This window comes from Micromonospora sp. NPDC002389, assembly GCF_040296095.1.
Taxonomy (GTDB): Bacteria; Actinomycetota; Actinomycetes; order Mycobacteriales; family Micromonosporaceae; genus Micromonospora.
The window spans coordinates 626,261-650,266 of sequence record NZ_JBEOWP010000001.1 but is presented as its reverse complement, the minus strand read 5'-3'; the positions used below and the strand labels follow the sequence as shown (position 1 = coordinate 650,266).

The 24,006-nt window shown below is 71.2% G+C and carries 23 protein-coding genes; 7 read left to right on the top strand and 16 right to left on the bottom strand.

Annotated elements, in window-relative coordinates; genetic code table 11:
- Positions 1 to 11: 11 nt before the first annotated feature.
- A complete protein-coding gene (locus tag ABT008_RS03015) occupies positions 12 to 746 on the bottom strand; it encodes an ABC transporter permease (protein WP_350693089.1) in 735 nt (244 codons plus the stop codon).
- A gap of 11 nt (positions 747 to 757) precedes the next feature.
- Positions 758 to 1,666 carry an ABC transporter ATP-binding protein gene (locus ABT008_RS03010; RefSeq protein WP_350693087.1) on the bottom strand — a complete coding sequence of 303 codons (909 nt, stop codon included), beginning with the start codon at positions 1,664 to 1,666 and terminating at the stop codon, positions 758 to 760.
- A 153-nt stretch (positions 1,667 to 1,819) separates the two neighbouring features.
- Here ABT008_RS03010 and ABT008_RS03005 point away from each other — a divergent pair, with 153 nt between their 5' ends.
- Both ABT008_RS03005 and ABT008_RS03000 read left to right on the top strand, forming a co-directional pair.
- On the top strand, positions 1,820 to 2,611 hold the full coding sequence (locus ABT008_RS03005) for an EI24 domain-containing protein (protein ID WP_350693085.1): 792 nt from the start codon (positions 1,820 to 1,822) through the stop codon (positions 2,609 to 2,611).
- A 2-nt stretch (positions 2,612 to 2,613) separates the two neighbouring features.
- Positions 2,614 to 3,129, top strand: a complete 516-nt coding sequence (locus tag ABT008_RS03000) for an O-acetyl-ADP-ribose deacetylase (RefSeq protein ID WP_350693194.1) — start codon at positions 2,614 to 2,616, stop codon at positions 3,127 to 3,129.
- 72 nt (positions 3,130 to 3,201) lie between these two features.
- Here ABT008_RS03000 and ABT008_RS02995 read toward each other — a convergent pair whose 3' ends face one another.
- The 3 genes from ABT008_RS02995 to ABT008_RS02985 all read right to left on the bottom strand — a co-directional run bounded on the left by ABT008_RS02995 (position 3,202) and on the right by ABT008_RS02985 (position 5,163).
- Positions 3,202 to 3,948: an SAM-dependent methyltransferase gene (locus tag ABT008_RS02995; protein WP_350693083.1), complete on the bottom strand. Its 747-nt coding sequence runs from the start codon at positions 3,946 to 3,948 to the stop codon at positions 3,202 to 3,204.
- Between the two features lie 235 nt (positions 3,949 to 4,183).
- Positions 4,184 to 4,375 (bottom strand): DUF397 domain-containing protein, encoded by a 192-nt coding sequence (locus tag ABT008_RS02990; protein ID WP_350693081.1) that lies wholly within the window; start codon positions 4,373 to 4,375, stop codon positions 4,184 to 4,186.
- Positions 4,366 to 5,163, bottom strand: a complete 798-nt coding sequence (locus tag ABT008_RS02985; RefSeq protein WP_350693079.1) for a helix-turn-helix domain-containing protein — start codon at positions 5,161 to 5,163, stop codon at positions 4,366 to 4,368. The genes ABT008_RS02990 and ABT008_RS02985 overlap by 10 nt, the downstream gene beginning before the upstream one ends.
- A 236-nt stretch (positions 5,164 to 5,399) precedes the next feature.
- On the opposite strand from ABT008_RS02985, the gene ABT008_RS02980 reads away from it, so the two are divergent.
- The gene (locus ABT008_RS02980; protein WP_350693078.1) at positions 5,400 to 5,690 is read left to right on the top strand and encodes a hypothetical protein; all 291 of its coding nucleotides are present in this window, start codon (positions 5,400 to 5,402) and stop codon (positions 5,688 to 5,690) included.
- A gap of 528 nt (positions 5,691 to 6,218) precedes the next feature.
- On the opposite strand, the gene ABT008_RS02975 is transcribed toward ABT008_RS02980, so the two are convergent.
- The 9 genes from ABT008_RS02975 to ABT008_RS02935 all read right to left on the bottom strand — a co-directional run bounded on the left by ABT008_RS02975 (position 6,219) and on the right by ABT008_RS02935 (position 16,320).
- On the bottom strand, positions 6,219 to 7,124 hold the full coding sequence (locus ABT008_RS02975; protein WP_350693076.1) for a GNAT family N-acetyltransferase: 906 nt from the start codon (positions 7,122 to 7,124) through the stop codon (positions 6,219 to 6,221).
- Positions 7,125 to 7,799: 675 nt separating this feature from the next.
- Entirely contained in the window at positions 7,800 to 8,747 is a 948-nt protein-coding gene (locus ABT008_RS02970; RefSeq protein WP_350693192.1) for an endonuclease domain-containing protein, read from the bottom strand.
- 222 nt (positions 8,748 to 8,969) lie between these two features.
- Complete coding sequence (locus ABT008_RS02965; RefSeq protein WP_350693074.1) at positions 8,970 to 9,380, bottom strand: RidA family protein; 411 nt, start codon at positions 9,378 to 9,380, stop codon at positions 8,970 to 8,972.
- Positions 9,381 to 9,499: 119 nt separating this feature from the next.
- Complete coding sequence (locus ABT008_RS02960) at positions 9,500 to 10,507, bottom strand: LacI family DNA-binding transcriptional regulator (RefSeq protein WP_350693073.1); 1,008 nt, start codon at positions 10,505 to 10,507, stop codon at positions 9,500 to 9,502.
- Positions 10,508 to 10,526: 19 nt separating this feature from the next.
- On the bottom strand, positions 10,527 to 11,897 hold the full coding sequence (locus ABT008_RS02955) for a GH1 family beta-glucosidase (protein ID WP_350693071.1): 1,371 nt from the start codon (positions 11,895 to 11,897) through the stop codon (positions 10,527 to 10,529).
- Positions 11,894 to 12,727 carry a carbohydrate ABC transporter permease gene (locus ABT008_RS02950; RefSeq protein WP_350693069.1) on the bottom strand — a complete coding sequence of 278 codons (834 nt, stop codon included), beginning with the start codon at positions 12,725 to 12,727 and terminating at the stop codon, positions 11,894 to 11,896. The genes ABT008_RS02955 and ABT008_RS02950 overlap by 4 nt, the downstream gene beginning before the upstream one ends.
- A 76-nt stretch (positions 12,728 to 12,803) precedes the next feature.
- Positions 12,804 to 13,811: a carbohydrate ABC transporter permease gene (locus tag ABT008_RS02945; RefSeq protein ID WP_350693068.1), complete on the bottom strand. Its 1,008-nt coding sequence runs from the start codon at positions 13,809 to 13,811 to the stop codon at positions 12,804 to 12,806.
- A gap of 115 nt (positions 13,812 to 13,926) precedes the next feature.
- Positions 13,927 to 15,231, bottom strand: coding sequence for an ABC transporter substrate-binding protein (locus tag ABT008_RS02940; protein ID WP_350693067.1), 1,305 nt, complete (start codon positions 15,229 to 15,231; stop codon positions 13,927 to 13,929).
- A gap of 327 nt (positions 15,232 to 15,558) precedes the next feature.
- Positions 15,559 to 16,320, bottom strand: a complete 762-nt coding sequence (locus ABT008_RS02935; RefSeq protein WP_350693066.1) for a maleylpyruvate isomerase family mycothiol-dependent enzyme — start codon at positions 16,318 to 16,320, stop codon at positions 15,559 to 15,561.
- A 70-nt stretch (positions 16,321 to 16,390) separates the two neighbouring features.
- On the opposite strand from ABT008_RS02935, the gene ABT008_RS02930 reads away from it, so the two are divergent.
- Positions 16,391 to 17,473: a UDP-N-acetylmuramate dehydrogenase gene (locus ABT008_RS02930; protein ID WP_350693065.1), complete on the top strand. Its 1,083-nt coding sequence runs from the start codon at positions 16,391 to 16,393 to the stop codon at positions 17,471 to 17,473.
- A 106-nt stretch (positions 17,474 to 17,579) separates the two neighbouring features.
- On the opposite strand, the gene ABT008_RS02925 is transcribed toward ABT008_RS02930, so the two are convergent.
- Positions 17,580 to 18,383: a class I SAM-dependent methyltransferase gene (locus ABT008_RS02925; protein ID WP_350693064.1), complete on the bottom strand. Its 804-nt coding sequence runs from the start codon at positions 18,381 to 18,383 to the stop codon at positions 17,580 to 17,582.
- A 208-nt stretch (positions 18,384 to 18,591) separates the two neighbouring features.
- Here ABT008_RS02925 and mshA point away from each other — a divergent pair, with 208 nt between their 5' ends.
- The 3 genes from mshA to ABT008_RS30435 all read left to right on the top strand — a co-directional run bounded on the left by mshA (position 18,592) and on the right by ABT008_RS30435 (position 22,184).
- A complete protein-coding gene (mshA, locus tag ABT008_RS02920; protein WP_350693062.1) occupies positions 18,592 to 19,944 on the top strand; it encodes a D-inositol-3-phosphate glycosyltransferase in 1,353 nt (450 codons plus the stop codon).
- 177 nt (positions 19,945 to 20,121) lie between these two features.
- A complete protein-coding gene (locus ABT008_RS02915) occupies positions 20,122 to 20,628 on the top strand; it encodes a type III secretion system chaperone family protein (protein ID WP_350693060.1) in 507 nt (168 codons plus the stop codon).
- 785 nt (positions 20,629 to 21,413) lie between these two features.
- Positions 21,414 to 22,184: a hypothetical protein gene (locus ABT008_RS30435; RefSeq protein ID WP_502890331.1), complete on the top strand. Its 771-nt coding sequence runs from the start codon at positions 21,414 to 21,416 to the stop codon at positions 22,182 to 22,184.
- 429 nt (positions 22,185 to 22,613) lie between these two features.
- Here the strand turns inward: ABT008_RS30435 and ABT008_RS02900 are convergent, their stop codons facing one another.
- Positions 22,614 to 23,963: an MFS transporter gene (locus ABT008_RS02900; protein WP_350693058.1), complete on the bottom strand. Its 1,350-nt coding sequence runs from the start codon at positions 23,961 to 23,963 to the stop codon at positions 22,614 to 22,616.
- Positions 23,964 to 24,006: the final 43 nt, after the last annotated feature.

The following is a 24,006-nucleotide window of genomic DNA, read 5'->3' as shown; positions in this document are numbered from 1 at the left end:
CTGGCCCCCGTTCACTGCCAGCGGAACAGTCTCGCCGCGACGGTGCCGGCCGTCAGGGCGATCGCCGCCATTATCCCCAGGTGCAGCGGCTCCGGTGCGGTGCCGGTCCAGGCGTCCAGCAGCGCCTGCACCCCGGGCGGGAGGTACGCGCCGAGGTCGGCCAGCACGTCGGGCAGCAGGAACCGGGGCAGGTAGACCCCGCCGAAGAACATCACCACCATGAACAGCGGTACCGACATCGCCTGCGCCGACCGGCCGGTGCCGGCCACCGCCGCGATCACCAGACCCAGCGCCAGCAACGCCGCCGTACCCAGGACCAGGGCGGCGGCGAACCCCCAGGGGTGCTGCGGCAACGGCGAGCCGAACGCGAACCGGGCGACCAGGGCGAGCAACACCGCGCTGGTCAGGATCCCGGCGAGAGCGAGGACGAGCTGGGCGACCAGCAGCGCCGCCGGGCTCGCCGGAGTGGTCGCCAGCCGTCGCAGGATGCCGCGTTCGCGGTAGGTGGCCAGCACCGACGGGAGTACGTTCACCCCGACCATCGCCACCGAGGCGACCAGCAGCGACGGTGTGAAGTACGTGAGGAAGGACTGCCCACCGAAGTTCGGGTCCGGTTCGCGGAACGACGGGACCAGCCCGAGCACCATCAGGATCCCGGCGGGCAGCAGGATGGTGAGCAGCAGCGTCGGGAGGTCCCGCAGATAGAGCTTGGTCTCGGTCCGGAGGATCTGGCCGAAGGCGTGCATCGTCGTTCCCTTCAGTCGGTGAGCCGGTGCCCGGTCAGCTCGACGAACGCGTCGTCGAGGCTCGCCTGCTCCACCCGCAGGTCAGCGGCGGTGATCCGGTGGCGGGCGAGCACCGAGGTGACCGCGTGCAGCAGCTCGCCGGTGCCGGCCACCACCACCTGGCTGCCGCTGCGGGTCACGGTGGTCACCTGCGGCAGATCGGTGAGCAGTCGATCGTCCAGCGGAGCGGACGGCCGGAACCGGATCCGCTGCTCCGGTGCCACCGCCGCGACCAGACCGGCCGGGCTGTCCAGGGCCGCCACCCGCCCGTGATCGATCACGGCGATCCGGTCACAGAGCCGCTCGGCCTCCTCCATGAAGTGGGTGACCAGCACGATCGTCACGCCTCGGTCCCGAACCCGTTCGATCAGTCCCCAGGTGTCGCGTCGAGCCTGCGGGTCCAGCCCCGTGGTCAGCTCGTCCAGAATCGCGATCCTCGGGTTGCCGACCAGGGCCAGCGCGATCGACAGTCGCTGCTTCTGGCCGCCTGAGAGCTTGCCGTACGGCGCATTCCGCTTCGCGCCGAGGCCCAGCTCCTCGATCAGTTGCTCCGGATCGGCCGGCCTGCGGTAGAACGACGCGTAGAGTTCCAGCGCCTCCGCGACCCGCAGCTTGTCGGGCAACTGGCTCTCCTGGAGCTGCACCCCGACCTGCTGGCGCAGCCGGGCACCGTCCCGGCGGGGGTCGAGCCCGAGGACCGACACCCCGCCCCCGTCAGGGACGCGCAGCCCGGCGACGCACTCCACCGTGGTGCTCTTGCCGGCGCCGTTCGGGCCGAGCACGCCGAAGATCTCCCCGTCCGCCACGGTGAAGGACACGTCCGCCACCGCCACCGTCTCGCCGTACCGCTTGTGCAGACTGGTCACCTCGATGACCGACATGCCGCCTCCCGCCGCCGCGTTCCCGTACCCCTCAAGCGTCGCGGCGGCGGCCCGGCAGCGAATCGACCAACGGGCGACGCCCGGCGGCGGCCCCGGTTGATCCCGGCGATCCGTCAACCGGTTGATGTGGCGGCGGTGACTAGGCTCTGCGACGTGAACGCATCCGCGATCCCCGGCGCCGCCGTGGGCAGCGCCCGCCGGTTCGTCGGCGGCGCCGCGCTGCTGCTGCGCGGCATCGCCCTGTACGTCCGCAGCCCCGGCCTGATGCTGCTCGGCATCGTGCCCGCGCTGATCTCCGGGACGATCTTCCTCGCCGTGTACGCCACCCTGGTGTACTTCGTCGGCGACCTGGCCCGGTTCGTCACCCCGTTCGCCGACGACTGGGCGACGACCGCGCGCAACGCGGTCCGGGTGATCGCCGGCCTGGCGATCCTCGGCCTCGGCGGCCTGCTCACCGTGCTCACCTTCACGGCGGTCACGCTGGTCATCGGCGACCCGTTCTACGAGAAGATCTCCGAGCGGGTGGAGCAGCGGTACGGCGGCACCCCCGACGCGGTCGAGGTGCCGTTCTGGCCGTCGCTGCGGCGCAGCATCGCCGACTCGCTCCGCCTGGTGGCGCTGGCCGTCCTGGTCGGCATTCCGCTGTTCGCCGCCGGTTTCATCCCGCTGCTCGGCCAGACCGTGGTACCCGTCATCGGCGCGATGGTGGGCGGCTGGCTGCTCGCCGTGGAACTGGTCGGCGCGCCCTTCTACCGTCGGGGCAAGGGCCTGCGGGACCGTCGGGCCGTGTTGAAGGCGGACCGCCCCACCGCGCTCGGCTTCGGCGTGGCCGTCTTCGTCTGCTTCCTGATCCCGCTCGGTGCCGTCCTGCTGATGCCGGCGGCGGTGGCCGGTGCCGCCCTGCTGGCCCGTCGCACGCTCGGCCAACCCATCACCGAGGCGTGAGCATGGACGTCACGCTGGTCGAGGGGGACATCACCGCCGAGCGGGTGGACGCGATCGTCAACGCCGCCAACTCGTCGCTGCTCGGCGGCGGGGGAGTCGACGGCGCCATCCACCGCCGGGGCGGCCCGGCGATCCTCGCCGAGTGCCGCGCGCTGCGCGCCTCCCGGTACGGCCGGGGCCTGCCGACCGGACAGGCCGTCGCGACCACCGCCGGTGACCTGCCGGCCCGCTGGGTGGTGCACACCGTCGGCCCGGTGTGGACGGACACTGAGGACCGCTCGCCGCTGCTGCGCGCCTGCTACACCAACAGCCTGGCCGTCGCCGACGACCTGGGCGCGACGGTCGTGGCCTTCCCGCTGATCTCCGCCGGGGTGTACGGCTGGCCGGTCGACGACGCGGTCCGCCAGGCGCTGTCGGTGCTGCGCGCGGCCACCCCGACGCACGTCACCGAGGCCCGGCTGGTGCTGTTCGGTGCGGACACGTTGGCCGTCGCCGAGCGCGTCCACGCGACCGGCTGACGCCTGCCTGCTGTTGGTAGGGGCGGGGCGGTCATGCCGCCCCGCCCCTTCTCGACCGTGTGTGGACCCGCCTCAGCGGGCCATCAGTGCGAAGACTCCCCAGCCGAGGTACTCGCGCTGGTACCGCGTGTAGCGAACAGGCTCGGTGGTGAGCTCCGCCCGTACCGTGGCGGCCAGTTCGTCATCGGGGTTGTCGTCGAGCCAGCGTCGCAGGTTCAGCCACTGTGCCGCCTGGTACCGGTCCCAACTGTCCTGATCGGCCAGCACCATCTCCACGACGTCATACCCGAGGTCGCCGAACTGCTCGACCAGCTCCGGCAGCAGCAGGAAGTCCTCCGCGTCCTGCGCGAGGCATGCTCTGGCGGTCTGCTGGTCCGGCACCTCCCGACGCCAGTACGGCTCGCCGACGAGCATCAGACCGCCGGGGCGGAGGCTGCTGCTCAGGAGCTCGACAGTCCCGGGAAGGCCACCACCGATCCAGGTGGCGCCAATGCAGGCGACGAGATCGACCGGCTCGTCCGCGACGTACCCGGAGGCGTCGTCGTGCACGAAGGTGACCCGGTCGGCGACGCCGAGTTCAGCGGCGCGGGCACGGGCCTGCTCGGTGAAGACCGTGCTGATGTCCACCCCGGTCCCGGTGACCTGATGGTCCCGGGCCCAGGTGCAGAGCATCTCGCCCGAGCCGCTGGCAAGGTCGAGCACACGGGTGTCGGGGGCCAGACGCAGCGCCTCGCCCAGGTCGGCGAGCTTGCCGGGGGTGAACGGGTTGTGTATGCGGTGGTTACTCTCGCGAATGGTGAAGATGCGTGGCAGATCCACGGGAGATGCTCCTCGGGTTCGATGAGGTCAGGGCGCCTGGGAAGGGCGGTCGACCGGAGCCGGTCGCCGCTGCTCGGACCGTCATCAATGCACCTCACTCACCACGTACGAACCTGAGTCCGGCCAGCGTAGGCGTCCTGTCCTGACGCTTCCACCGATTTGAGCCGACTGCTCGTCCGGCCGACGACGAGAAGCGCCCGCCACGATTGGGCGGGCGCTTCGTCGTAGGTCTGGGTCAGGCTCGCTCGGCGAGCTGGTTGATGAACGTTCGCCAAGCCGCTGGGCCGAAGGTCAGGGCGGGGCCGGTGGGGTCCTTGGAGTCCCGGACACCGACGACGCCGGGAAGGTTGTCGGCGACCTCGACGCAGTTGCCGCCGCTGGTGCCGCTTCGTGTGGCCTTTCGCCACCGCGCGCTGCTCAGGTCCATTGGTTCGCCACTTCCTTCATCAGGTCCAGGGACTGCCGCCGGGGAAGTGCCTCGGTCCGGACGCTCTCCCACCGCTCGAAGAGCGTATCGAGGTCGTCTGGCCGGTCCAGGACATCGCCGCCGAGCTGACTTTCGAGGTGCCCAATCCAGTTCCCGTCCGGCATGTGTGCCAGGGACAACGGGCCGGACAACCCGGCGTGAAGCCCAACGTCTGTCGGGACGATGTGAATGCTGATGTTGGGACGCTCTGCGCAAGTTACAAGGTGAAGCAGTTGTTCGGCCATCAGTTTCTCGGCCCCGTCGCCAGCGCGCCGGATTGCCCCTTCGTCAACGACGGCGACGAGGCGAGGCGGGGACTCACGCCCGAGGATGGATTGACGGTCAAGTCGAGCTGCGACCCGACGGTCTACCTCTTGGTCCGTCAGCCGGGGGTCAAGTCGCAGAACAACGCGAGCGTATGCCTCCGTTTGCAACAGGCCAGGAACCAAGTTCGGCTCGAAGTAGTGCAGTTGCGTTGCTCCGCGCTCTGCATCGAGCCACGGCAGAAACCAGGACGGCGCGCCGAGTTCCGTCGCTATGCGCTCGAACAGGCCACCGCTCTTGAGCGCACGGTCGGTTCCCCGGATGAAGTCCAAGGTCAGTGCTCTGGTGCCGCTTTCTACTGCGCTGACGTGGGACGCGCTGAAACCAGCGGCACGGCCGAATGCCTCCTGCGTCATGCCGGTGCCTCGTGCGCGGCGGATCTCGCCAACGATGAAGGTCGCCACGGGGTTCGGAATGTCAGACATGCAAGGCCCCCCACCTCGAAGATCGACTACCCATGTCGCCTCAGGACCGGCGCGTGTTCAGCCAGCACGGCCCGGACGCTCGAAGTGCCTTCCGAGCGTAACGGTCTCCATACCAGAGTGTCACCAGGCGGTGTGGCGAGTGGAGGCCGAGGGGTGGCCCGCTGGTCGTGCCGTCGGGGGTCGCCCGTGGGCGAGCACTCAGGGCGGCCCCCTCCAACATCGATGGAGGAGGCACCGTGTCCAAGCCCGTGAACGCCGTACCCGCCTCGCGGTGGGGTGAGCCCGTTCCGCGTACCGGCCTTGCCGTGGGCGACGTGGCCCGCGTGCCCGAGGGTGCCTACCGGCCCGGCGTGGGGGAGCTGAGGTTGTACGTGGCCGAGGTGGGGGACCGGATCGAGCGCGACGGCAACGTGTGGATCGAGGTGTACGGCCATGAGGTGCAGGAGGACCGGACACTTCGCGTCCGTCGCCGCTATGCGCAGGTCCGCCCGGATCTCGCCGACGTCCTTCCGGCGCGTGGCTGGTGAGCGGGCGCCGGGCGGGCGCGAGTCCGACGGTCACCCCCGGCGTGTACCTCCTGAGCAGGGCAGCGTCCCCACAGTTCGGCAAGCCGATCGTGGTGCGGGTGATTCGGAAGCTCGATCTGACGACGTACGACGGATGGGTCTGGATCGAGGTCTATCAGCTCAACGCGGCGGGCAATGCGACCGCCCGGCGGACGCTGTTCGTGCAGGCTGCGGGGATGGAACGCGTGGCAGCTACGCCGCCCGTGCGTCGCTCCCCGCCGCGCTCCGGCGGCGGGCCCGGGACCGGTGCAACGGTGACCTCGCCGCGCACGAGCCCGCGCGCCCCACTTGGCGCTGCCGGGCGTGCGGTGCGGCGTGGCCGTGTTCTCCGGCCAAGTTGCGGCTGCTGGCGGAGTACCGGACGCGCCGGGTCGAGTTGGTGGCCTACCTGACGGCGCTGCGCGAGGAGGCTGCCGGCCAGATCGGCGCACCGGACTCGGGTGAGCGCCACGTCGGCCTGGCGGCCCGCTTTACGGACTGGGCCGCCGTTCACAGCTCTCGGACGCAGGACCACTGAGTGGCGACCTGCCGGTAGCCGAGCCGGGTGTTGACCGCCAGCATCGGCGCGTTCGCCGCGTCGTTCCCGGTGTACGCGGTGGTGACCCCGCCTTGCGCCGCGCGGTGCAACGCGGCCAGCTTGACCAGCCGGGCCAGCCCACGTCCCCGGTGCTGCGGCACCGTGCCGGTGTAATCGGACCACATCCGCGTACCGTCCCGCTTCACCAGGCTGATCGCGACCAGCTCGCCGTCGACCTCGACCCCGGTGCTGGCCTCCCGGTCCAGGCCGACGTTGTCCCAGGTGGTGGCGAGCCAGTCGGCGTAGTCGATCGCGCCGGACACGACGTCGCCCGGCTCGTCGGCACTGGCCAGCACGTCCACCCGGTGCACGTGGCGCGGGTCGACGTCCGCCAGCGGGACCAGCCGCACGCCGTCGGGAGGTGTCGGCAAGGGTGGCAGCGTGTGCAGGTCCAGGGCCGAGAAGTGCTCCTGCCGACTCGGGGTGAAGCCGTGCCGGCGGGCGAACGGTAGTGCCTCCGGCAGCGCACGCCCGTGCAGCCGGGTCAGGTCGAGCGGGGCGAGGTGCGTGATCGCCTCGGCCAGCAGCGCGCTGCCGATCCCGCGTCGCCGCTGGTCGGGGTGTACGTGCAGCAGCGACACCTCGCCGACCGCCTCGGCGGTGTGCTCGTTGCGGGACGCGCACACCCAGCCGACGATCTGCCCGTCGACCTCGGCGACGAAGCCGGCCCAGTGCAGACCCGGCGGCGGTGTGGCGATCAACTGCCGGGTGGAGGCGACTCCCCGCAGCAGGAAGGGGAACACGAGCCTCCGCAGCGCCACCACCGCCGGGGCGTCGTCGGGGCGGGCCTGGCGGAGGAGGAACGCTGGTTCAGGCATCCGGCGGAGGCTAGCCGGTCCACCGCCGGTTCCGCCTCGGGTTTATCACCGGGAGGTGGGTAGATCTGTTGTCGTCCCAGCGACAACAGATCTACCCACCTCCCCGATTAGCTTCGCTGACCGGCGGTTCGCGGGGCTGCGGGCGGCGCTGCCGCGACGTCGGGCCTTGCCGACGGGCGGTTCGCAGGCTGCGGGCGGTGGTGCCGCTACATCGGGCCATGCCGACGGGCGGTTGGCGCGGCTGCGGCCGGGCGGTGCCGCGACGTTGGGCCTTGTCAGCCGGCGGACCCACAGAGCTGTGTGCAGCGGTCTGCGACATGACGGCCCGACCGTCCTGCCTGTCCCCATCCGCACCGACCCCCGGCCCTTGAGGTGTTAGGAAGGGGCCCTTCCTAACACCTTTAGCTCCGCCGCTCCGCCGCTCCGCCGCTCCGCCGCTCCGCCGCTCCGCCGCTCCGCCGCTCCGCCGCTCCGAGGTCCGCAGGGCTGCGGTCCGCCGGTGGCGCGCCGTTGGGCGTGGGTGGCGGAAGAGAGGCGGTGGGCCCGGCGAGGTGGGCGCGATGTCGGTCGCACGGCGACCGCGAAGAGGCGGCGGGCCGGGCATCAGAAACGGGTCCGCGGCCTTGTCCCCGCCGCGTCGGAACGGCGGGGACGACTTCAGCCGTACCCACAATCTCAGCCTTGCCAGCCGGCGGCCTCCAGGGCCGCGCGGATCTGGGCCGCCACCTCGGCCGGGCGGTGTCGGACGTCGAAGGCGGTGAAACGGAGGATACGGTCGCCCTCGATCCAGATCTTGTTCTGTCGCCGCAGGTCAGCGGCCCAGTGCCGGGCGTCCATGTGGTGCCCGCCGTCGATCTCCACGTGCAGCGACCACCGAGGCCAGTAGGCGTCCAGGTAGCGATTCCGACCGTCGGTGTCCCGCCGTCGATGTTGTCCCTGCGGCGGCGGCAGCCCGTGGCGGCGACACAACCGGACCAGGTCGATCTCGGAAAGCGCCTCCGCGCCGCCCGCGATGTCGTGCAGCGTCTCCCGGATCAGCGCGCCCCGGCGAGCCTGGGGCATCCGATCCAGGACCGCCCCGACCTCCGCCGGGGTCACCCGCCGCTGTTGGCAGCCGGCCGCGAGGATCTGTTGCGCCTCGTCGTCGGTACGCACCCACTGCGCCGCGTCGACCAGGGATCGGGCCATCGACGTACGGTCGGGGCGCGCCCGCTGGCGGTCGGTGTCGGGGAGGTGGCGGGCCCGGCGTACCCGGATCGCAGGCAGGCCGAGTGGCAGCCGGCGCAGCAGGTCGGCGCGGTGGCGATGGTGTCGCACCAGCACGTCGATGGTGTCGTGACGCCAGGTGCCGCGCAGCCCGCCGGCCGTCGCCGCCGCCAGCCCGGCGAGGATCGCGCCCTCCCCGGCCGCGAGCACCGCCACCCACGATGCCTGTGTCCGGGAGTACGGCCCATCGGGCGGCTCGGCCCGCAGGATGCCCCGGCATACCCGGCTCCATCGCCCGGAGGTCAGCAGATGGCGCACTTTGGACGGGCTCAGCGCGGCCGTGGCCTGCGCCCAGGTGATGATCGCGGCCTGCTCGAACAGCAGCCACTGCAACGGGTCGGCATCATCTCGGGGCATCCGCACGAATCGATTGAACCGCGAGGTGGGCAGCTTTGTTGTCGTCCCAGCGACAACAGATCTACCCACCTTCGTGTGCGCTAACGCCTTCACGTACCCGGCAGGCCAAGGTGCGGCAATGCGCGGCACCCGCACCGATCGCGCCCCGGCCGGCGGCGTCTTCGAGATCACGGCCAGCAGCCTCACGCATGGTGCCCACGGACGCGGCGGACGGCAGGACGGTTAGCTGGCCGGGACGGCGGCGACGGCCTCGACCTCGACGAGCTGGTCGTCGTAGCCGAGCACGGCCACGCCGAGCAGCGTGCTCGGGGCGTCGTGGTCGCCGAAGGCGTCGCGTACCACCTCCCACGTCGCGACCAGGTCGGCCTGCTGGGACGAGGCCACGTAGACGGTGCTCTTGACCACGTCGGCGAGCGTGGCACCGGCGGCGCGTAGCGCGGTCTCCAGGTTGGCCATGACCTGCCGGGCCTGGGCCGTGTAGTCACCGGGGGCGACGGTGTTCCCGTCGGCGTCCAGCGGGCAGGCGCCTGCGGTGTAGATCAGGCGGGTGGAGGGTTCCACGGTGGCCAGGTAGGCGTACGGGGCGGCGGCGCTGAGGGCGGGCACGGGCAGCAATCGGACGGAACTGGACATGCGCGGCAGGCTAACCAGTCCGGCGAGCCGGTTGCCACCTGGTTTCGGTGTTAGGAAGGGACCCCTTCTATGCACGAGGCGTTAGTAAGGTGCCCTTCCTTGCACGCGGCACGAACGCCTCAGGCGGACTCGCGGATGATCAGCTCGGTGGGGAGGATCAGCGCCGGCTCGACGTCCTCCCCGGCGGCCAGACGCAGCAACAGGCGGGTGCCCTGCCGGCCCAGCTCGACTATCGGCTGCCGCACGGTGGTCAGCGGCGGATCGGTGTAGGCGGCGGTCTCGATGTCGTCGAAGCCGATCACCGCCACGTCGTCCGGCACCCGTCGTCCGGTCTCGCGGAGCGTACGCATGGCGGCGTGCGCCATCAGGTCCGAGGCGGCGAAGACGGCGTCCAGGTCGGGGTGGGCGGCGAGCAGTTCCCGCATGGCCGCCGCCCCGGATTCGCGGGTGAAGTCACCGACGGCCACCATCTCCGGCAGTCCGGCGGCGGCGACCGTCTCCCGGTAGCCGGTCAACCGCTCGATCCCGGCGACCATGTCCTGCGGGCCGGCGATGGTGGCGATCCGGCGGCGGCCCCCGTCGATCAGGTGCCGGACCGCGCGGGTCACCCCGGCCACCTGGTCGACGTCGACGTACGGGATGTCCGCCCCGTCGAGGGGACGGCCGCTGCACACCACCGGGATGCCGAGCGCGGCCAGCTTGGCGGGGAGCGGGTCGGCGCCGTGCAGCGAGGCGAACAGCACTCCGTCGACATGCCGGCCGGTGGTGTACCGCTCCACCCGCTCGTGACCGGCCGGTGAACCGGCCAGCATCAGCACGAGCTGCTTGTCGGCGGCCTCCAACTCCTGCGCGGCGCCCCGGATGATGCCCGGGAACACCTGGTCGTCGGAGAAGACCCGGGTGGCCTCCTCCGGCATGACCAGGGCGATCGAGTCGGTGCGTTGGGTGACGAGGGTGCGGGCGGCCAGGTTCGGCACGTACCCCAGCTCGGCCACCGCCTGGCGGACCGCCTCCTGGATCGGCTCGGCGACCGTGGTCGAGCCGTTGACCACCCGGGAGACGGTGGCCCGGGACACCCCGGCCCGTCGTGCCACCGCTTCCAGAGTGGGCCGCTGCGCCCCCGTCATAGGAGAAACCACCATCTCGTCACAGCCCGTTCCGGGAGATCACCTCCTGGTACCACCGGGCACTCGACTTCGGTGTACGCCGCTGGGTGAGGTAGTCGACGTGCACGATGCCGAACCGCTTCCGGTACCCCTCGGCCCACTCGAAGTTGTCCAGCAATGACCATACGAGATAGCCCCGCAGGTCGACGCCCCGGGCGATGGCCTCGTGCGCGGCGCGCAGGTGGCCGTCGAGGTAGGCGATCCGGTCCGAGTCCTGGAGCGGGCTGGACGGGTCGGCGGTCTTGTCCGGAAACGCCGCACCGTTCTCGGTGATCAGCAACGGCACGCCGGGGTAGTCGGCGGCGATCCGCTCCAGCAGCCGGGTCAGCCCGGCCGGCTCGATCATCCAGCCCATGTCGGTCAGCGGACCGACCGCCGGCAGGAACTCCACCGCGCCCTCGGTGCCCGGGTACGCGCCACCGCCCCCGCCGCCGTCCGGACGCCCCGCGACGTACGTGGGGGAGTAGTAGTTGATGCCGAGCAGGTCGATCGGCGCCGCGATGATCTTCTCGTCGCCGTCCCGGACGAAGGTCGGCTCGACCAGCCGCGCCACGTGCTCGCGGACGTCGTCCGGGTACCCGCCGACCAGCAGCGGATCGAGGAAGATCCGGTTGTGCAGGCCGTCGACCAGGCGTACGGCGGCGGCGTCGGCCGCGCTGTCCGCGTCGGCGGGCTGCACGTCCGCGGGGTTGAGCGTGATGCCGACCCGGGCCGCCCCGCCGGTCCGCAGGGCCTGGGCGGCCAGACCGTGCGCGAGCAGCAGATGGTGTACGGCGGAGAAGGCCGCCCCCGCGTCCTGCACCCCGGGCGCGTGCACCCCGTTGCCGTACCCGAGGTACGCGGAGCACCACGGCTCGTTGAGCGTCGTCCAGGTGTCGATCCGATCGCCGAGCCGGGTGTGCACGGCACTGGCGTAGGTGGCGAAGTGCTCTGCGGTGTCACGGTCGGTCCAGCCGCCCCGGTCCTGCAACGTCTGCGGCAGGTCCCAGTGGTACAGCGTGACGATCGGGTCGATGCCCCGACCGAGCAGCGCATCGGTCAGCCGGTCGTAGAAGTCCAGGCCGCGCGGGTTGACCGGCCCGCTGCCGTCGGGCTGGATGCGGGGCCAGGACACCGAGAAGCGGTACGCCTGGAGGCCCAGCTCCGCCATCATCGCCACGTCGTCGGCGTACCGGTGGTAGTGGTCGCAGGCGACGTCGCCGGTGTGCCCGGCGTGGACCTTGCCCGGCGTACGGCTGAAGGTGTCCCAGATCGAGTCGCCGCGCCCGTCGTCGCGGGCCGCCCCCTCGATCTGGTACGCCGCCGTGGCCGCACCCCACAGGAAGTTGTCCGGAAACCTGAGTCCAGTCACGCCTTCACCGCACCTTCCATGATCCCGCCGATGATCTGGCGGCCGAACAGGACGAACACCAGCAGCAACGGCAGCGTGGCGATGGCCGTACCGGTGAACACCTGGGACATGTCCTGGTAGTAGCCGTCGGACAGGGCCCGTAGCGACAACTGCACGGTGGGATTCTCCGGATCGTTGAGCACCGCGTACGGCCAGAGGAAATCGTTCCACGTGGTCATGAAGGTGAGCAGGCCGAGCACGGCGGCGGCCGGCCGCAGTGCCGGTACCACCACGTTCCAGTAGATCCGGGCGGTACCGCATCCGTCCACCCGGGCCGCCTCGATCAGCTCGGTGCTGACCGCCTGGCCGGCGTACTGGCGCATCATGAACACGCCGAAACCGGTGACCAGCGCGGGCAGGATCACGGCGGGCAGCCGGTCGTTCAGGTTCAGCTTCGTCATCAGCATGTAGAGCGGGATGACGCCGAGCTGGGTGGGCACCATCATGGTGGCGATGATCACCATCAGCATCGCGTTGCGGCCCCGGAACCGCAGCTTGGCGAAGGCGAACCCGGCCAGGCTGCAGAAGAACACCACCGAGACGGTGACCGTGGTCGCCACGATCGCCGAGTTGATCAGACCGGTCAGGAAGTAGGCGTCGGTGTTGTCGAACAGCCGGGCGATGTTGGCGCCCAGGTTGCCGCCGGGCGTCATCGGTGGCGGCAACTGCCCCATCGCGTCGCTGCTGCGGCTGGCCACCACGAACATCCAGTAGATCGGGAAGAGCGACATCACGGTGGCGGCGATCAGCGCGCAGTACGTGAGCGGGCTGGCCCGCCAGAGCCGGCTCATCGCGCCACCTCGCTTCGCTCGGCGTCGCGACGAGGCCCCAACGCGCTGAACCGAAGGATTCGCTCGCTGCGCTCGCTCATCGCGGGCCTCCCTTCCGCCCGCCGACGTTCGGTCGGGCACCGGCCCCGAGCCGGCGGATGATCAGTACGTTGATCGCCGCGACGATGGCGATCAGGGCGAAGAGCAGCCACGCCACAGCCGAGCCGTAGCCGAAGTTGTAGTAGGGCGCGAAGGCGTTCTCGAACATGTACATGGTCAGCGTCTGCGACTCGCGCATCGGGCCGCCCCGGATCGCGTTGGTGCCGGAGTGGAACAGCCGGGGCTCGGTGAAGAGCTGGAGCCCGCCGATGGTGGAGATGATGACGCAGAAGATGATCGTCGGCTTGAGCAGCGGCACGGTGACCGCCCAGAACTGCCGGGCCCGGTTCGCGCCGTCGATCGCCGCCGCTTCGTACAGGTCGCGGGGGATGGCCTGCATGGCGGCCAGGAAGATCAGCGCGTTGTAGCCGGTCCAGCGCCAGTCGACCATGGCGGAGATGGCCACCCAGGAGGCGAACCGGTCGGACTTCCACCCGATCGGGTCGAGGCCCACCAGGTCGAGCATCCAGTTGACCATGCCGAACTCGCGGCCAAACAGCACCCCGAAGACGATCGCCACGGCGGCCGTGGAGGTGACGTTGGGGACCAGCACCGCCATCCGCCAGCCGGTCCGGAAACGCAGGTGCCGGTTGAGCAGGTTGGCCAGCCAGAGCGCCAGGAGCAACTGCGGCACAGTGCTGATCACGAAGATGCCGAGCGTGTTCACCACCGAGTGCCAGAAGTCGCTGTCGACCAGCAGTTGGGTGTAGTTGTCCGCGCCGATGAAGGTGGGATTGCTGCCGAGGAGGTCCCAGTCGTGCAGCGAGACCCAGAAGGTGTACGCCAGCGGCCACGCCCCGAAGATCGCGAAGATCACGAAGAACGGGGCGATGTAGAGGTAGGGCGAGTACTTCGCGTCGATCCGGCTCAGTCGGCCGGACCGTGGCGGGCGGGTGTTCCGCGGTGCCGGGGTGGCCGGCGGGTGCGCGTCGAGCTGCAACGCCATGACCCGTGACTCCTTTCCACGCCCCCGCCCCGCGCCGATCCTCCGGTCGCCGTCGCGTCGGGGTGGACGCGTCGGGTCCGGTGGATCGGCGACGGGGTGGGGACCGTCGGGCCGGCTACTTGGCGGCGGCCTTCTTGGCGTTGGCGATCGCGTCCTGCCACCCCTGCTCGGGGTTGCGCTGTCCCAGCTCGACGGTGCGGACCGCGTTCTCGACCTCGGTGCGTACGGCCTGGTTCTTCGGGCCCATGTAGACCGGCTTGAGGGTCTTGGCGCCCTCACCGAAGATCCGGCCGACCGGCGCGCCGGAGAAGTACGCGTTGGTGGCCTCGGTGATGGCCGAGTCCTCCAGCGCCTGCGGCGACGACGGCAGCGGGCCCTTGGCCTTGAAGGCACCGATGTGGCCCTCGGCGCTGGTCAGGAACTTGACCAGCTTGATCGCCTCGTCCTGGTTCTTGCTCTGGCGCGGCACGGCCAGGTGCGAGCCGCCCCAGTTGCCGCCGTCACCGGGCACCCGGGCGATGTCCCACTTGCCGTTGGCCTCCGGACCGGCGTTGCCCTCGATGACCCCGGTCATCCACGCGGGGCAGGCGATGGTGGCGAACTTGGACTGCTTGAAGGCGGAGACCCACTCGTCGGACCAGGAGCCGTACTTGCCGGAGAGGCCCGCGTTGATGATGGCCATGGTGGTGTCCCAGGCCTGCTTCACCGCCGGGTTGCTGTCCACCACCAGGTTGTCGCTGGTGTCGTAGTAGTGGTAGCCCTGCGCGTTGCCGGCGGTCTGGAGCACGATCGTGTTGAACGTGTTGGTCGCGGCGTCCAGGAACGCGGCGCCGGTGTTCGCCGCCTTGAACTTCTCACCGGTGGCGATGTACTCCTGCCAGGTCGGCCAGAGCTTGGAGACCTCTTCGCGGTCGGTCGGCAGCCCGGCCTTGTCGAACAGGTCCGTGCGGTAGCACATCGCCATGCCGCCGACGTCGGTGCCGAGGCCGATCAGCTTCTGGCCGTCGGCGGTGAGCCCCTGGTTCCACTTCCACTCCAGGAAGTTGCCCTTGAGGTCGGCGGCGCCGTGGTCGAGCAGGTTGACGAAGTTGTCCGGGTTGGCCTTGTACTCGACCATCAGACCCTCTTCGATGGCGACCACGTCACCGGCGCCCTTGCCCGCCGCGAGCCACTGGGTCAGCTTCGGCGAGTACTCGTCGAGGTTGCCGCCGGTGCCCCGCTCGACGATCTTCACGCCGGGGTTGGCGTCCATGTACTGCTTGTAGAGCTCCTCGTAGCCGAACTGTCCGAAGACGTCGACGGTGAGGGTTATCGTGCCGTCCTCGGCGTCGTCGCCGCCACCGCAGCCGCTGGTGACGAGCAACGCGCCGACGGCGGCCAGGGCGACCGCAGCGAGGCGGTGGCGCGGGAAGGTGCCCATGGTCTGGTGACCCCTCTCAGGTCGGGGGTGGTGGTGGAGTGAAGTCCAGAGAGCGCTCTCACGAAGCTTGCGGTCTGCCCTCGATCGATGTCAAGAGAGCGCTCTCTCGGCGAGGTCACAGAATGGCCACGGGCGGCCCTCCCGATCGGGAGGGCCGCCCGTGGCATGTCCGTGCTGCGTCGGCTACGCCGGCTGTCGTGCCGGCCGCGTTCGGCTTCGCCGGCTGTGCTGGCTCTACCGGCCGTCGTGCCAGCCATATCGGCTTGGCCGACGTGCCGGCCAAGCGGCCGTGTCGACTGTCGGGCGTGGCCGGCCGCCGACGCGGACTCAGGCGGCGCGGACCCCGTCCAGCAGGGCGCGGTCGCCGGCCACGGTCAGGGTGTCGAAGCTGACCCGCCCCCAGAGCGCCAGCAGCAGGTCGCTCGCGGTCGCGTTGACGTGCACCCGGGCGTGGTGGTCGTCGTGGTCGAGGATCGTGCCGGTGTCGAGCAGGGCCACCCCCTCGCCGCGCAGCCGCAGATACCACTCCTGGGCGGCGTCGCTCGCGCTCAACCGCACCACCCCGCGCCACTGCCCGGTCGCCGCCCGCCGACCCGCCGGCAGCCAGGTGTCCAACACCTCGCTCACCCCGTCGGCCGCGAGCTTGGCCTCGATCGGTTCACCGGCGGCGATGGCGAGCTGGGAGTCCCATCGGTGCACGGCGGTCTCGTGGGCCATCCGACGCGGCCAGAAGCCCGCCTTCTTCGGCTGCGGGGCCCAGTTCCACGCCGGAGCCTCCGGGTCGAGGGTGTCGAAGAGGGCCATCAGCTCGTCGTACGCCTGCTGCCACTGCGCCGCGGCGGTCACACCCGGCACCGGCTCGACCGGCTGTGCCCGGCGCTCCGGGGCCGTCGTCCCGCCCGAGCCCACGATCGCGTGCGCCCAGCGGTAGACGCCGGCGAGATGCAGGGCCAGGTCGGCGACCGTCCAGCCGGGGCAGGAGAGCACGGGTGTCTCGGGCGGGGCTTCGGCCACCGCAGCGGCGAACGCCGGACCCTCCGTCCGAAGCGCGCCGATCCAGAAGTCCTTGCTGCCCTGCAATCTGCTCATCGCCATCCTCCCGGGGGTGACCCGGCCACCAATGGGTGCCGCGGCTACCCACCAGCCTAGGGTGAAAGGCGTGTTCGACGCCTACGCCCAGCCGACAGTCGCCGCTGAACCCGCCAGCACCGGCGATCTAGCGCAATACACCACACTACGCTTGGGTGGCCCGGCTCGCCGGATTGTCACCGCCACCACCGCCGACGAGATCGTCACCCGGGTACGCGAGGCACAGGACGACGTTCTGCTGCTCGCGGGCGGTAGCAACGTGGTGATCGGCGACGCCGGCTTCCCCGGCACCGTGGTCCTCGTCCGGTCCCGGGGTCTGCGCGTGCTCGCCGAGAACGAGGTGAACGTCACCGTACGGGTCGAGGCCGGCGAACCGTGGGACGACCTCGTCGCCGCCACCGTGGCCAACGGCTGGTCCGGGTTGGAGTGCCTGTCCGGCATCCCCGGCTCGACCGGAGCGACCCCGATCCAGAACGTCGGGGCGTACGGGCAGGAGGTCGCGGAGACCATCGTCGGCGTACAGGTCTACGACCGCGTCACCGGTGAGGTGACGACGGTCCCCACCGTGGACTGTGGCTTCGCGTACCGGGCCAGCGTCTTTAAGTACAGCCAACGGCTGGTGGTGCTCTCGGTCGACTTCCGGCTGGCCCGTTCGCCGCTGTCCGGCCCGGTGCGCTACGCGGAACTGGCCCGTACGCTCGGTGTCTCGGTCGGTGACCGGGTGCCGGCGACCCAGGCGCGTGCCACCGTGCTGCGGCTGCGCGCCGGCAAGGGCATGGTGCTGGACCCGACCGACCCGGACACCCGCTCGGTCGGCTCGTTCTTCACCAACCCGGTGCTGGACACCGCCGGCTACGAACTGTTGCGGCAGCGGTCCGCCGACATCGGGGAGCCGCCAGCCTGGCCGGGCGCCGGGGACCGGGTCAAGATCAGCGCGGCCTGGCTGATCGACAAGGCGGGCTTCGGCAAGGGCCATCCCGGCCCCGAGGGCGTCGCCATCTCCAGCAAGCACACCCTGGCGCTGACCAACCAGTCCGGCACCGCCAGCACCGAGGCCCTGATCACGCTGGCCCGCGAGATCCGTGACACCGTCGAGGCCCGGTTCGCCGTGACCCTCCACCCCGAACCCGTCCTCGTCAACTGCACCATCTGACGCCCGCACCGCTGCGCCGCGCCTCGCCGCGCGGTCGTAGGCGGGCCGGCTGAGATGTAAGGAAGGGACCCTTCCTATACACGAGGCGTTAGTAGGGGACCCCTCCTTACACCCCTCCTCGCGGGGCGACGCTGGGCCAGGGGATCGTGAGTTGGCCCTGACGCCACTCGCGAGGACGGCGCAGGACGGGCCAGCCCTGGGCGCGCACCGTGGACACCGCGCGCAGCCAGCGTTGGCGCGGGCCGAACGGTGCGTAGCCGGCGGCAGCCCGCCAGGCGTCGTCCAGAGCGCGGATCAGGTCGTGGATCGGCTCGCCCGGCACGTTCCGGTGGATCAACGCCTTGGGCAGCCGTTCGGCCAGCTCGGCCGGGTTCTCCAGCGTGGTCAGCCGGGCGGCCAGGGTCAGCGTCAGGGGACCGGTGGCGTCGAGCAGGATCCAACTGCCGAGTCGACCCGGCTCGTCGCAGGTGCCCTCCACCAGCAGCCCGCCCGGAGCCAGCCCGGCGAGCACGGTTGCCCAGGCGGCGGCCACCTCGCTCTCGTCGTACTGCCGCAGGACGTTGAACGCGCGGACCACGGTCGGCCGGAGCCCGGCCAGCTCGAAGCCGCCCCGGGCGAAGGTGAGACCGGGTGGGTCGGCGGCAGGTTGGGCGGCGTCGACGCGTACCGGATCGATCTCCAGCCCGACCACCCGCACGTCGGCGCGGACCCGCGCGGCCAGCCGGGCGCGCAGCTCCACCGCCGTCACCGGTGTGGCACCGTACCCGAGGTCGACCACCAGCGGGTCCGGAGCGTCCCGCAGCACGTCCGCGCAGTTCTCCACCATCCAGTTGTCCACCCGGCGCAGCCGGTTGGGATTGGTGGTGCCCCGGGTCACCACACCGAGCGGCCGGGACCTCAGTGTCGCCATCGTGCAGACCTGGCGACACGACTCATCCGGCCATTCTCGCCCCTGCTGCCGCGGCCGGGAGCGGCACCCTGGTGATGAGGTCGGTCACGCCGGGACGCCTGGACGGCGTATTTCCGGCCGCCGATCGGGAAGATGACATCCGGCGTGGAGGTTGACGCAGGAGCGCCGGTCGTGCGCGTCGGCATCAACCGTGGCAAAGGGAGCGGACGTGGCGGAAATGCACACCGGTGTCGGACGTCAGCGAGGTGCCCTGCCGTGGCCCCGCCCCCGGCGGATCGCGACCCTCTCGGTGCACACCTCACCCCTGCACCAGCCGGGCACCGGCGACGCGGGCGGTATGAACGTCTACATCCTGGAGGTCGCCCGGCGGCTCGCCGAGGCGGACGTGGCGGTGGAGATCTTCACCCGCGCCACCTCCGGTGACCTGCCCCCGGTGGTGGAGGTCGCCCCCGGTGTGCAGGTACGGCACGTGATGGCCGGTCCGCTCGAAGGACTGACCAAGGAGGAACTGCCCGGCCAACTCTGCGCCTTCACCGCTGGGGTGCTGCGCGCCGAGGCGGCCCGCCCACCGGGCCACTACGACCTGATCCACTCCCACTACTGGCTCTCCGGCCAGGTCGGCTGGCTGGCCAAGGAGCGCTGGGGCGTACCGCTGGTGCACACCGCGCACACCCTGGCCAAGGTGAAGAACGCGCAGCTCGCCGCCGGGGACCGGCCGGAACCCAAGGCCCGGGTGATCGGCGAGGAACAGGTGGTCGCCGAGTCCGACCGGCTGGTGGCGAACACCCAGGTCGAGGCGCGAGACCTGATCGACCGGTACGACGCCGACCCGACCCGGGTCGCGGTCGTCGAACCCGGCGTGGACCTCGACCGCTTCCGTCCGCTCTCTGGCGACCGGGCGGCCGCCACCGTCGCCGCCCGGACCCGGCTCGGCCTGCCCGTCCGGGGGCACTTGGTCGCCTTCGTCGGTCGGATCCAGCCACTGAAGGCCCCGGACGTGCTGATCCGTGCGATAGCGGCCCTGCGCGACCGGGACCCGGCCCTGGCCGAGGAGGTAGCGGTGGTGATCTGCGGCGGTCCCAGCGGCACCGGACTGGACCGACCCACCGCGCTGATCGAGCTGGCCGCCACGCTCGGTGTCGCCGACCGGGTGCACTTCCTGCCGCCGCGCACCGGCGCCGACCTGCCGCTGCTCTATCAGGCGGCCGATCTGGTCGCGGTGCCGTCGTACAACGAGAGCTTCGGGCTGGTCGCGCTGGAGGCCCAGGCCTGCGGTACGCCGGTGGTGGCCGCCGCCGTCGGCGGTCTGGTCACCGCCGTACGCGATCAGGTCAGCGGCGTACTGGTCCGTGGGCACGATCCCGTCGACTGGGCGCGTACGCTCGGCCGTCTGCTGCCGGACCGGGCCCGCCGGGCCGAGCTGTCCGTGGCGGCAGCCCGACACGCTCGCGACTTCTCCTGGCACCGCACCGCCGCCAGCCTGCTGACGGTCTACGGCGAGGCGATCGCCGCCCACCGTGCCCGCCTCACCGCCGAACTGACCGCCTCCCGTTCCTGGTAGCGGGCTGCGCGTAACGGTTCCGTGTAACGGCTGCGCGTAACGGTTCCGTGTAACGGCTGCGTGTGCGGGCTGCGTGTAAGGAAGGGACCCCTACTAACGCCTCGTGCATAGCAGGGGTCCCTTCCTAACACCTCGGCAGCACAGCGCACGGACAGTGCCGGCCGTAGAGTTGATCCGATGAGTGACCTTGGGGCCCTGATCGAGTCGGTCTGCGCCGAGCGGGAGTTGGACTGGGAGTCCACCGGCCCGGGGTCGTACGCGGTGACCCTGCCCGGTACGCACAAGCTCAAGACGATCTGCAACCTGATCGTCGGCGAGCACGCGCTGCGGATCGAGGCGTTCGTGATGCGCCAGCCGGACGAGCGGCGCGAGGAACTGTGGGCCTGGCTGTTGCAGCGCAACGCCCGGATGTACGCGGTGTCGTTTTCCGTCGACGCGGTCGGCGACGTCTACCTGACCGGTCGGGTCAACCCCGCCGGTGTCGACGCCGACGAACTCGACCGACTGCTCGGCGCGGTACTCACCTACGCCGACGAGTCCTTCGACACGATGCTGGAGATCGGCTTCGGCAGTTCGATCCGGCGGGAGTGGGAGTGGCGGGTCAAGCGGGGCGAATCCACCGCGAACCTCGCCGCCTTCGCGCACCTCTTCGAGCCGTCTCCGCAGGCCGAGCCGTCTCCGTAGGTCGAGCCGTCGCGGTGGCAGGGCGACCCGTCTCGCATGCCGAGCTGTCTCCGCAGGGTGAGACATCTCCGTACGCCGAGCGGTCCGCACTGTCAGCCGTCGGCGTCGCAGGGCGAGACGTTTCCGCAGCAGGACGAGCCGTCCAGCAGGTTGAGCGCCGACCCGATCAACGCGGCCTGCACCACGGCACGTACGGGGATTCGGATCGCTCCTGACGGGTAAGCCGCCGCACCGCGCGGTGCGGCGTTGGGACCCGCCGCGCCGAGACCGAGTGTCGAGGAGCGTGAGCGTCCATGGCTCAGCGAAGCAGCTCGGGTCGCGGCGGGACCGCGACCAGCACCACACGACGAAACAGCAGCATCGCCCGGATGTCGGAGTCGGAGATCTCGCAGATGCGGGCGGAGGACATCCGGGGCCAGTTGCGGCGGTACGGCGTCTCGGGGATCTCCGCGTTGCGCAAGCCCGAACTGGTGAAGACGCTGGCGAAGACCATGCGGTCGGGTGGTGCCGCCCGCCGCAGCAGCGGCCCGGCCGGTCGGGCCAAGGCCACGAAGGCGGCCGGGACCCGGCAGACCACGTCGACCCGTACCGCGCCGGGCCGGGCGAAGGCGGCACCCGCGAAGCGGGCCACGTCGGCCCGGAAGGCGACGACCGCCACGGCCCGCAAGGCGGCCACCGCCCGCAAGAGCACCACCACCGCTCGCAAGAACACCGCTGCGGCCCGGAGCACCACCCCGGCCCGGAAGACCACCACCGTGGCCCGGAAGGCGACCACCGCCCGCAAGGTGACCCCGGCCCGCAAGACGACGACGGCCCGCAAGACCACGTCGGGGCCGGCCCAGAAGGCGACCACCGCCCGGAAGGCAACGACGGCCCGCAGGACCACCTCGGGTCCGGCCCGCAAGACGACCACCGCCCGCAAGACGACTCCGGCCCGCCAGACGACGACGGCCCGGAAGGCGACCACGGCCCGGAAGGCAACGACGGCCCGGAAGGCGACCACGGCCCGGAACGCGACCACGGCCCGGAACGCGACCACGGCCCGGAAGGCGACGTCGGGTACGGCCCGGAAGACGACCGGCGCCGCACACAAGAGCACGTCCACGGCCCGCAAGAGCACCACGGCCCGTACGAGCACGTCGGGTCGGGCCGGGGTCGCGAAGGCCGCGTCGTCGCGGGGCGGTGCGGTGCGTACCGGTAAGTCGACCGCGCGGTCGACCCGGTCGTCCCAGGTCATCGCCTCGCTCCAGGATCGGCCGGAGCGTCCCGGTCGCAGCCTGGTCACCACCAACCACGAGGTGATCCAGCGGTGGGCCCGGGCGCGCGGCGCGAAGCCGGCGACCATCAGCGGCACCGAGCGGGAGGGTCGGGCCGGGGTGCTGACGTTCAACATCCCGGGGTACCGGGAGAGCAGCCGAATCCGCGAGATCACCTGGGAGGAGTGGTTCCACACCTTCGATCTGCGGCGGCTGAACCTGATCTTCCAGGAGCAGATGCGGGACGGTCGGCAGAGCAACTTCTTCCGTACCGAGTCACCCGATCGAGAGGACGGCTGAGGTTTGCGGGAATCGCGGTCGGGTACCCGCTGTTGGCGCCAAGTAGGGGCAAACGTGCTGGTCCGGGGGCCGGAACTGCGCGTTGTGACGGGTAAGACAGCCGTTCGAGTTGAATAGCCCCTGCTGGCCGAACTAGCTTTATTACACCGCGCCACGCTCGGAACCGTTCGGGGGAGCGGCGGATCGATCAGGTCCGTGCACCGAGTGGGGTGTCGGGGGACGGGTGGATCAACACCGTTGGGGGACGGTGCCCCACCTGTTTGGACCGGCGGCGCGAGCGGGCGTCGCTTACGGGGGTGAGTGCCGCCCGCCGCCGCCGGTCGTACGACGCGAGTGCCCGGTACGCCCCGCGTACCGGGCACCACGCGTGTGGCGGACAGCGCGCGCAGGCGTCGACGACCAGATCCCGGGGCCGCCGGCAGGCGCTGTTCAGGATGCGGCGGTGACCGAGGTGCCGACCGGTTCCGCCGTGGCCTGCCGCAGCGCGGCCACCCGGCGTTCCCGAGGCGGCCCGGCGAGCAGGTGGCCACCGGCCGCCGCCAGCCCGAGCGCGCCGACGATCAGCCAGTGCCCGTCGCCCCACTGCTGGAGGCTGAACCCGCCGAGCGTCGGCGCCACGAACGACGCCGCCGGGAAGGCCAGATAGAACACCGACTGGTAGCGGGCTCGCAGGGCCGGCGGTGCGAGGTCGGCGTTGATCTGCGCGTTCGGCGGCGCGGCCAGCATGGAGCCGACCGTCCAGACCACACACGCACCCAGGTAGAACGCGAGGTCGTCGGCGAGGGCCAACGCACCGAAGCCGACCGCCAGCAGTGCCGTGGAGACGGCCAGGACGGTGCCCTTGCGGTGCCGGTCGATGAGCCGGGGTACGAAGAGTTGCCCCAGCACGATCAGCACCCCGCCGAGGGCCACCACCGTGCCGTACGCCGACGGGCCGAGCCCGTCCGCGCGCATCGCCAGCGGCATGATCGTCGACGCCTGCATGGTCAGTACGGCCAGCACGAAGGTCAGCCCGACGAAGACCAGGAAGTGCCGGTCGGCCAGCGCGGTGTGCAGGCCGGGGCGACGCTGTCGGAGCCGGACGGATGTCAGCGGCGGTGGTGGCGTACCCGCTGCGGTTGTCGACCTGGCGGGCAGCGTCTCCGGGACCTTCCACGCGATCAGCAACGCGGTGGCCAGCGTGGCGGCGGCGTCCACCAGGAAGAGCGCGACGTAGCTCGCCTCGGCCAGCAGCCCGGCGAGCAGCGAGGCCACCGCCATGCCCAGGTTGAACGCCCAGAACTGGAGGTTGAAGGCGCGCGATCGGCGGTGTTCCGGCACCACGTCGACGATCGCCGCGACGAACGCCGGGCTGGGCATCGAGTGCGTCACGCCGACCAGCAGGGCGAGTGCCGCGATCACCGCGAGGTGCTGGCTCAGCGCCAACGCGACCATCAGCCCGGCGGTGACCAGGTGCGCGAACACCAGGGTCGACCGTCGTCCCCAGCGGTCGGCCAGCACCCCGCCGAGCAGCACCCCGGCCGCCCCACCGGCGCCGTACGCCCCGACGACCACCCCGGCCAGCGACTCGCTGGCCCCTCGGGCGGCGGTCAGGTAGAGCGACAGGAACAGCATCGCGAACGCGCCGGCCCGGTTGATCAGCAGCCCGGCCCAGAGGTACCAGAAGGTGGCGGGCAATCCTCCTGCGGTGTCGGCGAGCCAGCGGCGCGGCCCGGTGGGCGTACCGCCGTCGTGCTGGTCTGCGGCCCGCACCCCGACCTCCTCGATCTGTTCGGACACCTAACAGATCTTGCCCGAGCAGGTCGGCGGTGCGGCGCGAGGG

What these genes read in the sequence shown, in the direction of transcription:
- ABT008_RS03015 (WP_350693089.1), bottom strand. Translation starts at nt 746, where the DNA reads ATGCACGCCTTCGGCCAGATCCTCCGGACCGAGACCAAGCTCTATCTG.
- ABT008_RS03010 (WP_350693087.1), bottom strand. Translation starts at nt 1,666, where the DNA reads ATGTCGGTCATCGAGGTGACCAGTCTGCACAAGCGGTACGGCGAGACG.
- ABT008_RS03000 (WP_350693194.1), top strand. Translation starts at nt 2,614, where the DNA reads ATGGACGTCACGCTGGTCGAGGGGGACATCACCGCCGAGCGGGTGGAC.
- ABT008_RS02990 (WP_350693081.1), bottom strand. Translation starts at nt 4,375, where the DNA reads ATGGACCTGAGCAGCGCGCGGTGGCGAAAGGCCACACGAAGCGGCACC.
- ABT008_RS02985 (WP_350693079.1), bottom strand. Translation starts at nt 5,163, where the DNA reads ATGTCTGACATTCCGAACCCCGTGGCGACCTTCATCGTTGGCGAGATC.
- ABT008_RS02975 (WP_350693076.1), bottom strand. Translation starts at nt 7,124, where the DNA reads ATGCCTGAACCAGCGTTCCTCCTCCGCCAGGCCCGCCCCGACGACGCC.
- ABT008_RS02970 (WP_350693192.1), bottom strand. Translation starts at nt 8,747, where the DNA reads ATGCCCCGAGATGATGCCGACCCGTTGCAGTGGCTGCTGTTCGAGCAG.
- ABT008_RS02965 (WP_350693074.1), bottom strand. Translation starts at nt 9,380, where the DNA reads ATGTCCAGTTCCGTCCGATTGCTGCCCGTGCCCGCCCTCAGCGCCGCC.
- ABT008_RS02960 (WP_350693073.1), bottom strand. Translation starts at nt 10,507, where the DNA reads ATGACGGGGGCGCAGCGGCCCACTCTGGAAGCGGTGGCACGACGGGCC.
- ABT008_RS02950 (WP_350693069.1), bottom strand. Translation starts at nt 12,727, where the DNA reads ATGAGCCGGCTCTGGCGGGCCAGCCCGCTCACGTACTGCGCGCTGATC.
- ABT008_RS02945 (WP_350693068.1), bottom strand. Translation starts at nt 13,811, where the DNA reads ATGGCGTTGCAGCTCGACGCGCACCCGCCGGCCACCCCGGCACCGCGG.
- ABT008_RS02940 (WP_350693067.1), bottom strand. Translation starts at nt 15,231, where the DNA reads ATGGGCACCTTCCCGCGCCACCGCCTCGCTGCGGTCGCCCTGGCCGCC.
- ABT008_RS02935 (WP_350693066.1), bottom strand. Translation starts at nt 16,320, where the DNA reads ATGAGCAGATTGCAGGGCAGCAAGGACTTCTGGATCGGCGCGCTTCGG.
- ABT008_RS02925 (WP_350693064.1), bottom strand. Translation starts at nt 18,383, where the DNA reads ATGGCGACACTGAGGTCCCGGCCGCTCGGTGTGGTGACCCGGGGCACC.
- ABT008_RS02915 (WP_350693060.1), top strand. Translation starts at nt 20,122, where the DNA reads ATGAGTGACCTTGGGGCCCTGATCGAGTCGGTCTGCGCCGAGCGGGAG.